The organism is Duganella sp. GW822-FHT06D06 (assembly GCF_058799615.1).
In genome coordinates this window covers 138,174-150,967 of the sequence record NZ_JBXALQ010000013.1, presented here as the reverse complement: position 1 = coordinate 150,967, position 12,794 = coordinate 138,174, and the positions used below count along the sequence as shown (strand labels likewise).

13 protein-coding genes are annotated in these 12,794 nt (G+C 65.1%); 10 read left to right on the top strand and 3 right to left on the bottom strand.

Going from position 1 to position 12,794, the window contains the following annotated elements; genetic code table 11:
* Positions 1-159 precede the first annotated feature (159 nt).
* Positions 160-651 carry a DUF3016 domain-containing protein gene (locus AC1RMD_RS22305; RefSeq protein WP_492929494.1) on the top strand — a complete coding sequence of 164 codons (492 nt, stop codon included), beginning with the start codon at positions 160-162 and terminating at the stop codon, positions 649-651.
* Between the two features lie 14 nt (positions 652-665).
* Here the strand turns inward: AC1RMD_RS22305 and AC1RMD_RS22300 are convergent, their stop codons facing one another.
* The 3 genes from AC1RMD_RS22300 to AC1RMD_RS22290 form a co-directional block, all read right to left on the bottom strand.
* Positions 666-1,109, bottom strand: a complete 444-nt coding sequence (locus AC1RMD_RS22300; protein WP_492929492.1) for a thioesterase family protein — start codon at positions 1,107-1,109, stop codon at positions 666-668.
* A complete protein-coding gene (locus tag AC1RMD_RS22295; protein WP_492929490.1) occupies positions 1,109-1,807 on the bottom strand; it encodes a dienelactone hydrolase family protein in 699 nt (232 codons plus the stop codon). Before AC1RMD_RS22295 ends, AC1RMD_RS22300 begins: the two co-directional genes overlap by 1 nt.
* 89 nt (positions 1,808-1,896) lie before the next feature.
* Positions 1,897-3,525 carry a M28 family peptidase gene (locus tag AC1RMD_RS22290; protein ID WP_492929488.1) on the bottom strand — a complete coding sequence of 543 codons (1,629 nt, stop codon included), beginning with the start codon at positions 3,523-3,525 and terminating at the stop codon, positions 1,897-1,899.
* A gap of 288 nt (positions 3,526-3,813) precedes the next feature.
* On the opposite strand from AC1RMD_RS22290, the gene AC1RMD_RS22285 reads away from it, so the two are divergent.
* The 9 genes from AC1RMD_RS22285 to AC1RMD_RS22245 all read left to right on the top strand — a co-directional run bounded on the left by AC1RMD_RS22285 (position 3,814) and on the right by AC1RMD_RS22245 (position 12,756).
* Positions 3,814-4,161 carry a hypothetical protein gene (locus AC1RMD_RS22285; protein WP_492929486.1) on the top strand — a complete coding sequence of 116 codons (348 nt, stop codon included), beginning with the start codon at positions 3,814-3,816 and terminating at the stop codon, positions 4,159-4,161.
* Between the two features lie 39 nt (positions 4,162-4,200).
* Positions 4,201-4,461, top strand: coding sequence for a hypothetical protein (locus AC1RMD_RS22280; RefSeq protein WP_492929484.1), 261 nt, complete (start codon positions 4,201-4,203; stop codon positions 4,459-4,461).
* A gap of 227 nt (positions 4,462-4,688) precedes the next feature.
* Positions 4,689-5,024 (top strand): hypothetical protein, encoded by a 336-nt coding sequence (locus AC1RMD_RS22275; protein WP_492929483.1) that lies wholly within the window; start codon positions 4,689-4,691, stop codon positions 5,022-5,024.
* Between the two features lie 40 nt (positions 5,025-5,064).
* Positions 5,065-5,325 (top strand): hypothetical protein, encoded by a 261-nt coding sequence (locus AC1RMD_RS22270; protein ID WP_492929481.1) that lies wholly within the window; start codon positions 5,065-5,067, stop codon positions 5,323-5,325.
* Positions 5,326-5,551: 226 nt separating this feature from the next.
* On the top strand, positions 5,552-7,792 hold the full coding sequence (locus AC1RMD_RS22265) for a DEAD/DEAH box helicase (RefSeq protein ID WP_492929479.1): 2,241 nt from the start codon (positions 5,552-5,554) through the stop codon (positions 7,790-7,792).
* Positions 7,793-8,070: 278 nt separating this feature from the next.
* Positions 8,071-9,924: a TnsB C-terminal domain-containing protein gene (locus tag AC1RMD_RS22260; RefSeq protein WP_492929477.1), complete on the top strand. Its 1,854-nt coding sequence runs from the start codon at positions 8,071-8,073 to the stop codon at positions 9,922-9,924.
* 278 nt (positions 9,925-10,202) lie between these two features.
* Complete coding sequence (locus tag AC1RMD_RS22255; RefSeq protein ID WP_492929475.1) at positions 10,203-11,810, top strand: flavin monoamine oxidase family protein; 1,608 nt, start codon at positions 10,203-10,205, stop codon at positions 11,808-11,810.
* Positions 11,807-12,229, top strand: coding sequence for a c-type cytochrome (locus AC1RMD_RS22250; protein WP_492929473.1), 423 nt, complete (start codon positions 11,807-11,809; stop codon positions 12,227-12,229). The genes AC1RMD_RS22255 and AC1RMD_RS22250 overlap by 4 nt, the downstream gene beginning before the upstream one ends.
* Before the next feature lie 11 nt (positions 12,230-12,240).
* Positions 12,241-12,756 (top strand): RidA family protein, encoded by a 516-nt coding sequence (locus AC1RMD_RS22245; protein WP_492929471.1) that lies wholly within the window; start codon positions 12,241-12,243, stop codon positions 12,754-12,756.
* Positions 12,757-12,794: the final 38 nt, after the last annotated feature.

Here is a 12,794-nt window from a genome sequence, read left to right as displayed (position 1 = left end):
CTTCACCTCGACGGGCGCAATAGTAGTGATTTGATATGACAGGGGCGTGACATGGGGCAAAACGTCGGGTAAAGTAAGTTCGGTAACAAAGCAATTCAACGCGGGCCGGCGCCGGCGAAACGGGCTATATTGGATGCATCAACCGTGAAGGAGCAGCAAATGCGAGGACTTACCCGTACCCTGCTGGCGGCCGCCCTGGCGCTGCTGGCCAGCGCCGCCTGGGCCGACGTCAGCGTCAGCTACGTCAAGCCGGACGATTTCGCCGACGTGCCGCGCAACGCCGTCGACCGCGAACGCGTGCTGAAGGATTTCAGCGATTATTTCGCCACCCTGGACAAGAAGCTGCCGGCCGGCCAGAACCTGAAGATCGAAGTGCTCGATATCGACCTGGCGGGCCGCATGTGGCCGCGCCGCAGCGGCGGCGAGGATATCCGCGTGCTGAACGGCGGCGCCGACTGGCCGCGGGTGCACCTGCGCTACACGCTGGAGCAGGACGGCAAGACGCTGCGCAGCGGCGACGAGCAGCTGTCGAACATGAACTACATGCAGGGCATCAGCCGCTACAACGACGGCGACACGCTGCGCTATGAAAAGCAGATGCTGGACGACTGGTTCAACAAGGTCATCGTGCCGAAGGTGGCCAAGCGCTGAGCCGAGGCCGGGCCTCAGTCGAGGCGGTTAACCTTGGGGAACTTGGCCAGGAACTCCGGCGCCATCGGCGTCACCTGGCCGGTCTTGTAGTTGAAGAAGACGAAGCCGGACTTGGCCATCGCCACCAGCTTGCCGTCCTTGGGGCGGCTGATGCGGAAGGTGATGTCGCCGCCGTAGGCGTTGAAGTCCATCACGCCGATCTCGAACAGCAGCTGGTCGCGCGCGTGGGCTTCGGCCCGGTAGGTGGTGGCCAGGTCGGTGACGATGATGCCGACGCCGTCGCTGCCGGTTTCCTGCACGCCGAAGTCGTACAGGAAGCGGGCGCGCGCCTCGGAGATCATCGAGATCATCGAGTCGTTGCCCAGGTGGTTGGCGCCGTTGATGTCGGTCACCCGCACCGTCAGCTGGGTGGAAAAATAGTATTGGTCTTCCGGGAAGACCAGCGTCAGGCGGGCCATTACAGCTGCTCGCCGATGAACAGCAGCGTGTTGCCGTGCGCCTGGGCGGCGGCGCGCTGGTGGTAGGACGAGCGGTGGTTGCAATTGAAGCCGTGCTCGGCGCCCGGGTAGATGTGGATCTCGACCTGCTCGTTGTCCTCGAAGCGCTCGGCGATGCTTTGCACGGCGGCCGGCGGGATGTGGCTGTCGGCGCCGCCGAAGTGCATCAGCATCGGCACCGCGATCTGGCCGGCGCGCTCCAAAGCGTTGTGGATGCCGCCGCCGTAGTAGCACACCGCCGCGTCCACCAGGCCGTTGGCGGCCGTGTGGTAGGCCAGGCGGCCGCCGAAGCAGTAGCCGATGGCGGCGATCTTGTCCGCCACGCCGGCGGTCGCGCGCAGCGCCTTGACGGTGGCGGCGATGTCGGACTGCGCCAGCGCGGCGTCGGTGGCGTTCATCAGTTCGACGGCGCGCTTCCAGCCGGCGTCGTCGTAGCCCAGCTCGATGCGCGCGCCGTGGCGCCAGAACAGGTCCGGCGCGATCACCACGTAGCCGTCGGCCGCGTACTGGTCGGCGACGTTGCGGATGTGCTGGTTGACGCCGAAGATCTCCTGCAGCAGCACGATGCCCGGCCCGCTGCCGCCGCGCGGCAGCGCGACATAGGCGCCGAAACCGCCGTCGGCGGTGGCGATATCGATCCAGTGGCTGTTGGTTTCCATGGTGCTCCTTGTGCGATGGTTCGGGGGAGCGGCCATCCTACCCTGTTTTGGACGGCGCCGCAGCGCCGTCCCGCGCCTTAGCCTTAGCCCTAGCGCTTGACCTTGCCGAAGGCGTCGCCGGCCTTCCAGCTTTGCATGGCCGGCGCGTTGCCGACCGCGTAGCCGAGGTTGAGCGTGAACTGCGCCTGCTGCACCATGCCCGACAAATCCCAGTCGGCGTGGTATTCGTCGCTGACCTGGTGGTAGTCCTTCTTGAAGGCGACCAGGCGCGCGGCCGACGGCGCCGGATCCTTGACGAACTCGAAGTGGCCGTCGCCGGAGAACACCGCCGAGCCGACGTTAAACGCCGGCACGCCGGCCTTGGCGAAGTTGAAGTGGTCGGCGCGGAAGTAGGCGCCGGACAGGTCGGGGATGGCCGGCGCCAGCTTCAGCCCCATCTTGCGCGCCACCGCGCCGGCCGCCTCGTACAGGCTGCTGCGCTCGGCGCCGGCGACGCCGATGTCGCGCGTCAGGCCGACGAAGTTCATGCTGTCCAGATTGAGGTCGGCCGTGGTCTGCGCCAGCGGCCAGGCCGGGTTCTGCACGTAGGCGGCGCTGCCCAGCAGGCCTTGCTCCTCGGCGGCCGGCCACAGGAAGACCTGGGTGCGCCTGGCCGGATGCTTGACCGCTTCGGCCGCCATCGCCAGCAGCGCGGCGGCGCCGGAGGCGTTGTCGATGGCGCCGTTCCAGGTATGGTCGCCGCGGTCGTCGCGGCGCACGCCTTCGTCCATGCCCAGGTGGTCCCAGTGGGCCGAATAGACCACCGCCTGCGCCTTCAGCCTGGCGTCGCTGCCGGGCACGATGCCGGCCACGTTGAACTGCTCGATCTGGCGGATCGCGCTGTGGACTTCGGCGTGCACGCTGGTCTTCAGGTCGACCGGACGGAACTCGCGGGTCTCGGCCTGGGCCCGCAGCGCGTCCAGCTCGAAGCCGGCGGCGGCGAACAGCGCGCGCGCGGTGTCCTCCTGCAGCCAGCCCTCGACCGGATTGCCGGCGCCGGCCAGGTGGAAGCGCTCGTGACCGAAGCCGTTGGCCGGCACGCTCCATGGATAGGAGGCGGACGGCGTGGTGTGGATCAGCAGCACCCCGGCCGCGCCCTGGCGCACCGCTTCCTCGTACTTGTACAGCCAGCGGCCGTAGTAGGTGTAGGCCTTGCCGGCGAAGCGGTTCGGTTCGGCGGCGGTGGGCTGCGGATCGTTGACCATCATGACCAGGATCTTGCCCTTCATGTCGACGCCCTTGTAGTCGTCCCATTTTTCTTCCGGCGCGATGGCGCCGTAGCCGACGAACACCAGCGGCGCGTCGATGGTGACGTCGGCCTTGCCGCCGGCGGTGCCGAACACGATTTCGCTGCCGTTTTGCGGCGTGATGCTTTTGCCGTTGGCGTCGAATCGCACCACGCTGTTGGCCAGCAGCTTGGTGCCCTCGATCTTGACCGGCATGCGGTAGCCGCCGCCGGCCAGCGGCTTGAGGCCGATGATGGCGGCCTGGGTTTCCAGGTAGCGCACCGCGAGGTCGCCGCCGCGCTGGCCGGTGCCGCGGCCCTCGAACAGGTCGTCGGCCAGGAAGGACAGGTGGGCGCGCAGCGGCGCTTCCGTCACCAGCGGCGCCTGCTGGGCGGCGGCGTGGAGGGAAGCCAGGCCGAGACCGGCGGCGATTGCGAGGGCAGGAAGACGCATATTTACTCCGTGATGTGTGATTCGGTGCAGAAGCGGGCTATCTTACTGTACTTGCCCGCATAAAGGAGAACCATGAAAGTCACCATCACCACCGGTAGTTCGGACGGCATCGGCGGCGCTGAAGGATGACGGGAAGCCGCGTTGAGGGTGTTGGCGGCGAGTTGTAAGCGAGTGTAAGAGTCGGTAAGAGGTTGTAATGGGCGTCAACTGATCGGGGCGCTGCGCCGTTTTTTGCTCATGCGACACGGGATAGTCCCGATGCCGAAACCCAGAAAAAGGAAATACATCATGACCAAAATTATCGCTTCCCTGATCGCCGGCCTGTTCGCTACCGCAGCATTCGCACAAGCGCCAGTCGCCGCCGCCACCGCGCCAGCCGCCAAGCCGGCCGTGGTAAAAACCGAAGCGAAGACTGAAGTCAAAAGCGTTGAAGTGAAAACCGCAGAAGTCAAAACCGAAGCCAAGCCGGAAGTAAAGGCCGAAGCCAAAGCCGACGCCAAAGTTGACGCGAAGACCGCGAAAACCAAAGGCCATCACAAGGCAAAAGAATCCAAAGTCGCAGCGCCTGTCGCCGATGCGCAAGTAGACGTCAAAGCAGAAATCAAAGCCGACACCAAAGTCGCAGCAGCCAAGTAATTAACTAAACTATATAAACCAATTTAAAGGAACCGCATCATGAAAAAAGTAATCGCCACCCTGATCGCCACCCTGTTCGCAGGCGCCGCATTCGCCCAAGCTCCAGCCGCTTCGGCCTCCGCAACCGTCGCCGCATCGACCCCGGCTCCAGCCGCATCGGCGCCAGCAGCCAGCGCACCGGCCAAGAAAGTGCATCACAAGAAGTCCAAGACAGTCAAAGCCGCCAGCGCACCGGCAGCTTCGGCACCGGCGGCTTCGACTCCGGCACCAGCAGCATCGGCGCTAGCAGCCAGCAAGTAATTCGCTGTCATCGCAGCACGCAGCATGGCTTCGGCCAGAATGCCGCCCAGTTCACACTGGGCGGCATTTTTTATTTCAACTGCGCCGGCCGCGCGGTCAGTTGTAAGCGAGTGTAAGAGTCGGTAAGAGGTTGTAATGGGCGTCAACTGATCGGGTCGCTGCGCCGTTTTTTGCTCATGCGACACGGGATAGTCCCGATGCCGAAACCCAGAAAAAGGAAATTCATCATGACCAAAATTATCGCTTCCCTGATCGCCGGCCTGTTCGCTACCGCAGCATTTGCACAAGCGCCAGTCGCCGCCGCCACCGCGCCAGCCGCCAAGCCGGCCGTGGTAAAAACCGAAGCGAAGACTGAAGTCAAAAGCGTTGAAGTGAAAACCGCAGAAGTCAAAACCGAAGCCAAGCCGGAAGTAAAGGCCGACGCCAAAGTTGACGCGAAGACCGCGAAAGCCAAAGGCCATCACAAGGCAAAAGAATCCAAAGTCGCAGCGCCAGTCGCCGATGCGAAAGTAGAAACCAAAGCAGAAATCAAAGCCGACACCAAAGTCGCAGCAGCCAAGTAATTAACTAAACTATATAAACCAATTTAAAAGGAAATACATCATGAAAAAAGTAATCGCTACCCTGATCGCCACCCTGTTCGCAGGCGCCGCATTCGCTCAAGCTCCAGCCGCCTCGGCCTCCGCAACCGTCGCCGCATCGACCCCGGCACCAGCCGCGTCGGCGCCAGCAGCCAGCGCACCGGCCAAGAAAGTGCATCACAAGAAAGCCAAGACAGTCAAAGCCGCCAGCGCGCCGGCAGCTTCGGCACCGGCTGCTTCGACCCCGGCACCAGCAGCATCGGCGCCAGCAGCCAGCAAGTAAGTCGCATCTGCTAGCGCAGGACGTGCCGCCCCGGACCTTTGGCCTGGGCGGCGCAAGAAAAAGGGACAGGCTCAGGCCTGTCCCTTTTTTTGGGCTGGAAATGTCGCGCTTTTGGCTGTAAATGGGCGTTTTTGCCCATTTTTCGGCTCAAAGTGTCGATAGAGAGTAAACTACGCACAAATTTCTTTCGCAATTAGGCGATTCGAACATACTTGTGAGTGACGCCATGTCTGACACCCCATCTTCCCCGATTACCCTTTTCACCGATCTGAACCTCAGCGCACCGCTTATTCAAGCGCTGAAAGACGTCGGCTACGAATCCCCTTCGCCGATCCAGGCCGCGACCATCCCGTCGCTGCTGGACAACCAGGATGTCCTGGGCCAGGCGCAGACGGGTACGGGTAAAACCGCCGCCTTCGCGTTGCCTATCCTGTCGCGCATCGATATCAAACAGACCACGCCGCAGGCGCTGGTGCTGGCGCCGACCCGCGAACTGGCGATCCAGGTCGCCGAAGCCTTCCAGACCTACGCCGCGCACATCCCCGGCTTCCACGTGCTGCCGATCTACGGCGGCCAAAGCTACGGCCCGCAGCTGTCGGCGCTGCGCCGCGGCGTGCACGTCGTCGTCGGCACGCCGGGCCGCGTCATCGATCACCTGGACAAGGGTTCGCTCGACCTGTCCAAGCTGAAAACGCTGGTGCTGGACGAAGCCGATGAAATGCTGCGCATGGGCTTCATCGACGACGTCGAACGCATCCTGCAAGAGACCCCGGAAACCCGCCAGACCGCGCTGTTCTCGGCCACCATGCCGTCGGCCATCCGCCGCATCGCCAACACCTACCTGCGCAATCCGAAGGAAATCACGGTCGCCGCCAAGACCGGCACCGCCGAAAATATTCGCCAGCGTTACTGGCTGGTGTCCGGCATGCACAAGCTGGACGCGCTGACCCGCATCCTGGAAGCCGAGAACTTCGACGGCATGATCATCTTCTCGCGCACCAAGCTCGGTACCGAGGAACTGGCCAGCAAGCTGCAGGCGCGCGGCTTCTCCGCCGCCGCCATCAACGGCGATGTCCAGCAGCAGCAGCGCGAGCGCACCATCCAGCAGCTCAAGGACGGCAAGATCGACATCCTGGTGGCGACCGACGTCGCCGCGCGCGGCCTGGACGTGGAGCGCATCAGCCACGTGGTCAACTACGACGTGCCGCACGATCCGGAAAGCTACACCCACCGCATCGGCCGCACCGGCCGCGCCGGCCGCAGCGGCGAGGCGATCCTGTTCATCACCCCGCGTGAAAAGAACCTGCTCAAATCGATCGAACGCGCCACCCGCCAGCCGATCAGCATGCTGGAGCTGCCGACCATCCAGGCCGTCAACGACGTCCGCATCGCCAAGTTCAAGTCGCAGATCAGCGAAACCCTGGCACAGGGCGAGCTGGAACAGTTCCAGTCGCTGATCGAGGACTTCGAGCGCGAACAGAATATCCCGGCGGTCGAAATCGCCGCCGCGCTGGCCAAGATGGCGCGCGGCGACGTGCCGCTGCTGCTGGACAAAAAGCAGCAAGTGGCCGCCGCCACCTGGGACGAGCGTCCGGGCCGTCAAGTGGGCTTCGAACGCAACGACCGCAATGACCGTGGCGACCGCGGCGACCGTTTCGAGCGCGGCGACCGCGCCGAACGTCCGGACCGCAGCGAGCGTTTCCCTAAAAAGGAACGCATCGTGCGCGCCGCCGATCCTGGCATGCAGACCTTCCGCATCGAAGTGGGCTACCAGCACGGCGTCAAGCCGGGCAATATCGTCGGCGCGATCGCCAACGAAGGCGGCATCGACTCCAAGAACATCGGCCGCATCGAGATTTACGACGACTACAGCGTGCTCGATATGCCGGACAACCTGACCGGCGACGTGCTCGATCACCTGGCCGGCATCAAGGTGGCCGGCCAGCAGCTGCGCATCAGCCGCGATGGCGGCGAGGGCGCGCCGTCGTCGGCGCCGGCACCGGCGCCGGTAGCGGCCCGTCCGGTACCGTCGCGCGCGCCGTCCGCGCCGGCGGCTTCGCCGCTGGCCAAGGCGGCACGCGTGGAATCGGCTGAAGTGGAAGAGGAAGCCGCGCCGAAGAAGAAAAAGGAAAAGCCGGGCAAGGTCACCGTGCCGATGAGCGCTTTCCGCATCGAAGTGGGCAGCAACCATGCGGCCACGCCGTCCAACATCGTCGGCGCCATCGCCAACGAGGCTGGCCTGGAAGCCAAGCATATCGGCCGCATCGAGATCTTCGACACCTACAGCATGCTGGAGCTGCCGGACGGGATGCCGCCGGAACTGTTCAAGCACCTGGGCAAAGTATGGGTCGGCGGCGCGCAGCTGAAGATCAGCCAGGCCGACCGCATGCCGCCGGAATCGGGCAAGGCCACGCCGCCTAAAAAGCCGGCGCCTGGCGCCAAGGCCGGGTTCAAGAAGAAGTATTGATCGTTAAGGTATAAATCGCTATACACCACAGGGCCGCAAGGCCCTGTTTTCATATGGGCCGCCTGCACACGCGCGGTGCGCCCGGCGGCGCTGCGCACCAAAACCACGCCGGCCGCGACGCGCCCCGGACTGCCGAGTGGCATCGTTTTCATAGCGGCGGAGGCGCCGGCAGCCTTCTGGCCCGGTTATTGCATTGAGGAGAGCATAAACCGACAAGTCGTTGAGCAAGGAGCACGGAATGACCGCATTGTCTCTACACTCCCGCACCCGAGGCGCCGATGCTGTTGCGGAATGACCTGCTGCACTACACGCACCCGTCCCCGCGCACCGTCCGCGTGCTGTGGATCGCCCCCGAGCAAAGCCACGCCTACGTGTTCGACGTGGCGGCGCGGTCGGCCGACGTCGAACTGGTGACGCTGCCGGCGCTGCACGCCGACATCCGCGCCGGCCATGCGCGCGTGCTGGCGGCCGATCCCTACCTGATGGTGGTCAGCCAGGAGCTGCTGCCGCCCAAGCACCTGCAACTGCGCGCCCGCGCGTGGCGGATCGTCGAAGCGCTGGTGGCGCTGGAGCCGGGCATCTACGAAGCGCGCCTGCGCGGCCAGTTGATCGCGCAGGCAATCGCCACGCACGGCGTCTCCCATCCCACCATCTACCGCTATCTGCGCCGCTACTGGCAGCGCGGCCAGACGCCCAACGCGCTGCTGCCCGACTACGGCAACTCCGGCGGGCGCGGCAAGGTGCGCCAGGCCTCGGCCGGCGTCAAGCGCGGACGGCCGCGCAAGAGCGGCGCCGACGACGGTCCCGGCGTGAACGCCGACGAGGAAATCCGCCGCGCGTTCCGGGTCGCCATCGCGCACTACGCGGCGGGCCACGCCAAGTTCTCGCGGCTGGGCGCCTACCAGCAGATGCTGGCCGACTTTTTCGGCGGGCGCCGCATCGACGCCGGCAGCGGCCGGGTGTTGGCGACGGCCGGCGCGCAGCCAGTCGCGCTGCCGACCTTCGGCCAGTTCAACTACTGGCTCGATCACGACGACGACCGGCCGCCGGAAGTGGCGCGCCGCAGCGCCGCCGCAATGGCGCGCGGCTCGCAGGCCACCGGCGCTGCCGGTTTCGGCGCCGTCGCGCAGCGGCAGACATTCGACGCCGCAGCGCCGGCCGGCCGGCCCGGCGCCGGCTTCTACCTGGACGTGGTGCGCGCCGAAGTGCAGCTGGTCTCGCGCGCCGACCGCCAGCAGGCCATAGGCCGGCCGCTGGTGTACGTGGCGGTCGATACCTTCAGCCGCATGGTGGTGGGCGTCTACGTCGGCCTGGGCGCGCCCAGCTGGCAGCACGCCATGTTGGCGTTGGCCCACTGCGGCGCCGACAAGCAGCGCTACAGCCAGCGGTACGGCCGCAGCATCGAGGCCGGGCAGTGGCCTTGCCGCCACCTGCCGGAAAACCTGCACGCCAACGTCGCCCTGAGCGGCGGTGTCCAGTGCGAGACACTGCTCAACAACTTCAACCTGCGCTGCGTCGACGCCGGCGACGGTCCGGACGAATGGAAGGCGGTGCTGGAAAAGCGCTTCCTGCTGCTGGCGGCGGGCGACGCCGGCGCGGCCTGCCGGTTGGACGGCGTGCTCGATCTGGACCAGTTCACTCGCATCGTCATCGACGCCATCCTGTATCACAACAACAGCCACCAGCTGCCCAACCACGGCCATGCCACGCCGCGCGCACTGTGGGATTGGGGCGTGGCACAGCGCGGCGGCAGCCTGAAGACCTATCCCGAACAGCTGCTGCGTTGCAGCCTGATGCCGGCCGGCCAGGCCACCGTCACCGCCGACGGCATCGTGCTGTTCGACAGCGTCTACACCTGCGCACGCGCCATCAACGAGCGCTGGTTCGAGCGTGCGCGCCAGCGTGGCCAATGGCAGGTGCGGGTCGCCTACGACCCGGCCGACATGGACATGATTTATTTGCTGGACGCCGCCGCGCCCATGCAATTCCACGCCTGCCACATGGCCGACAGCAGCACCACGCAGCGCCATCTCGCAGCGGCGGAAATCGCCTGCCTGCCGCACTCCATTTCCGCCATCTCCGCGACACCCCTACGTAGCACTACGCACGTTGTCGCCAGCTACGCTAACTGATTTCCCAAGTCGATAGCACACGGCGCTGTCCAGCGCCGTGCACACCACTTCCATCCATTTAGGTGCACGCCTCCCGCTGGTGCGGCGCGCCGTTTTTCCGCTGGCGCAGCCATAAATTCGGCAAATAAAGTCTGTCGCTGGAAACGCTACTGCAGATGTCAAATCGCCTTATTCCATAAGGATCGCTTCAACGGCGAAGCATGTTTATTTTGCTTGGATTCGTGGCACGGCGATTGCTAGATAGGGACTATGGAAACGCAAGCCACGAAAGGAAATCGATGAATAGTAAAACAGTCAAATCGTTTAAATCGTTTAGTGCATTGACACGGAGGGATTTCCTTTATCGGGCGGCGGCAGTCGGCGGCACCGGCCTGCTGTTGAACACCATGAACGCCTGGGGCATGGGCATAGGCTCGACCGCCTCCGCGCCGCCGGCGCTGAGCGGCAGCGGCAAAGGCAAGAAGGTGCTGATACTGGGCGCCGGCCTGGCCGGCATGACCGCCGCCTACGAGCTGGGGAAACTGGGCTACCACTGCCAGATCCTCGAAGCGCGCGCCTTCGCCGGCGGCCGCTGCCAGACCGCGCGCAAGGGCTTCAGCCTGACCGAGCTTGGCGGCGAAAAGCAGACCTGCGAATTCGACGACGGCCAGTACATCAATCACGGCCCGTGGCGCATCCCCTTGTACCACCAGTCGACGCTGCACTACACGCGGCTGTTCGAGGTGCCGCTGGAAGTCATGGTCAACGATAACGACCACTCTTTCGTCTACTCGGAAAACGCCGGCCCCTACGCCGGCAAGCGCATGCGGGTGGCCGAGATCAAGGCCGACATGCGCGGCCACGTCTCCGAGCTGCTGGCCAAGTCGGTCAAGCGCAAGCAGCTGGACGCCGAACTGACGGCCGACGACCAGCGTCTGCTGCTGGACTACCTGGCGCACGAAGGCCAGCTGGCCGGCGCCGACCTGCAATACAAGGGCCGCAGCGGCCGTGGCTACACCGTCAATCCCGGCGCCGGCGTCGCGCCGGGAGCCGGCACGCCGTCCGACCCACTGGGCTTCAAGGACCTGCTGGCCTCCAAGCTGGGCAACGTCTACAGCGCGGTGCAGGATTTCCCGATGCAGAACACCATGTTCCAGCCGGTGGGCGGCATGGACGCCATCGCCAAGGCGTTTGAAAAGCGCGTCGGCAAGAACATCCGCTACCGCGCGGAAGTGCAGACCATCCGCCAGAACGACAAGGGCGTCACCGTCACCTACAAGGACACCGGCACCGGAAAAAGCGCCAGCATCGGCGCCGACTACTGCCTGGTGGCGATGCCGCTGTCGGTGCTGCGCCAGATCGATACCGACTTCTCGGACAAGTTCAAGCAGGCCGTCGCCACGGTGGCCTACGCGCCGGTCGGCAAGATCGGCCTGCAGATGAAGCGCCGCTTCTGGGAAGAGGACGAGCACCTGTACGGCGGCCATGTGCTCACCGACCTCAAAGGCATCAACACCATCTCGATGCCGTCCTACGGCTGGCAAAAGAAGAAGGGCGTGCTGCTCGGCTATTACCAGTACCAGACGGCGGCGATCGAGACCAGCGCGCTGTCGCCGAAGGAGCGCGCCGCCTTCGCGCTGGAGGCGGGGCAGAAGATCTTCCCGCAGTACAGGGAGAACTTCGAGTCCGCGTTCTCGGTCGCCTGGCACCGCGTGCAATACAACCTGGGCGGCTGGGCCGAGTGGACCGACAAGACCCGCGCCGCCGCCTACCCGATCCTGGTGGAGGGCGAGGGCCGCGTGCTGCTGGCCGGCGAGCACCTGAGCTACCTGACCGGCTGGCAGGCCGGCGCCATCGAATCGGCGTGGCAGCAGATCGCCAGGATCCATGGGAGGGCCAGCGCATGAAGGAGCTTTTGATCAAGGCGGCGATGGCGATCATCGCCGTGCTGGCGGCCGGCGCCACGGCGCCGTCGCGCGCGCAGGACTCGGCGGCGGCGGACGGCAAGGCGCTGTTCATGAAGAACTGCGCGGCCTGCCACCAGGCCAGCGGCAAGGGCATACCGGGCGCCTTTCCGGCGCTGGCGGGTAACAAGTTCGTACAGGGGAAGGGCGCCGACGTCGCGACGGTGCTGCTGAAAGGGCGCGGCGGCATGCCGGACTTCAGCGAGAGCCTGAACGACCAGCAGATCGCCGCCATTCTCAGTTTCGTGCGCAGCAACTGGGGCAACCAGGCCGCGCCGCTGAGCGGGCCGGAAGTGCTGGCGCTGCGCGATGTACTGCAAGTCGACCATTTTAGTAACGGCCAGATGTCCAACAAACACTGAAAGAAGAACGCATGAACAAAGCACTCGTCTCCCTGTTGATTCCGGCCGCACTGGCGCTGTTGCCGGCCGCCGCCAGCGCCGCCCCCAAGGCTGCCGCCGCCGACATCGTCCGCCACAAGATCCCCGGCTCGGACTTCCCGATCGCGCTGGCGGTCACGGTGCCGGCCACCGCCGCCATCCACTTCGTCAGCGGCCAGGTGCCAGCCATCGCCGACGCCGGCGCCGCGCCGGATTCGTTGGCCGCCTTCGGCGACACCAGGACCCAGTCCGAATCGGTGCTGAAGAAGATCAAGGAAGTCCTGGAGAGCATGAAGCTCGACATGACGGACGTGGTCAAGATGACCGTCTACCTGGTCGGCGATCCGGCCAAGGGCGGCAGGGCCGACACCAAGGGTTTCATGGAAGCCTACACCCAGCACTTCGGCGGCGCGCAGACCAAGCTGCCGGCGCGCGCCGTGGTGCAGGTGGCGGCCCTGAGCAATCCGGGCTGGCTGGTGGAAATCGAAGTCGTCGCCGCAAAAAAATAATACGCAGCAGGTCTTACTTTACTTTTCTTCAAATGGGG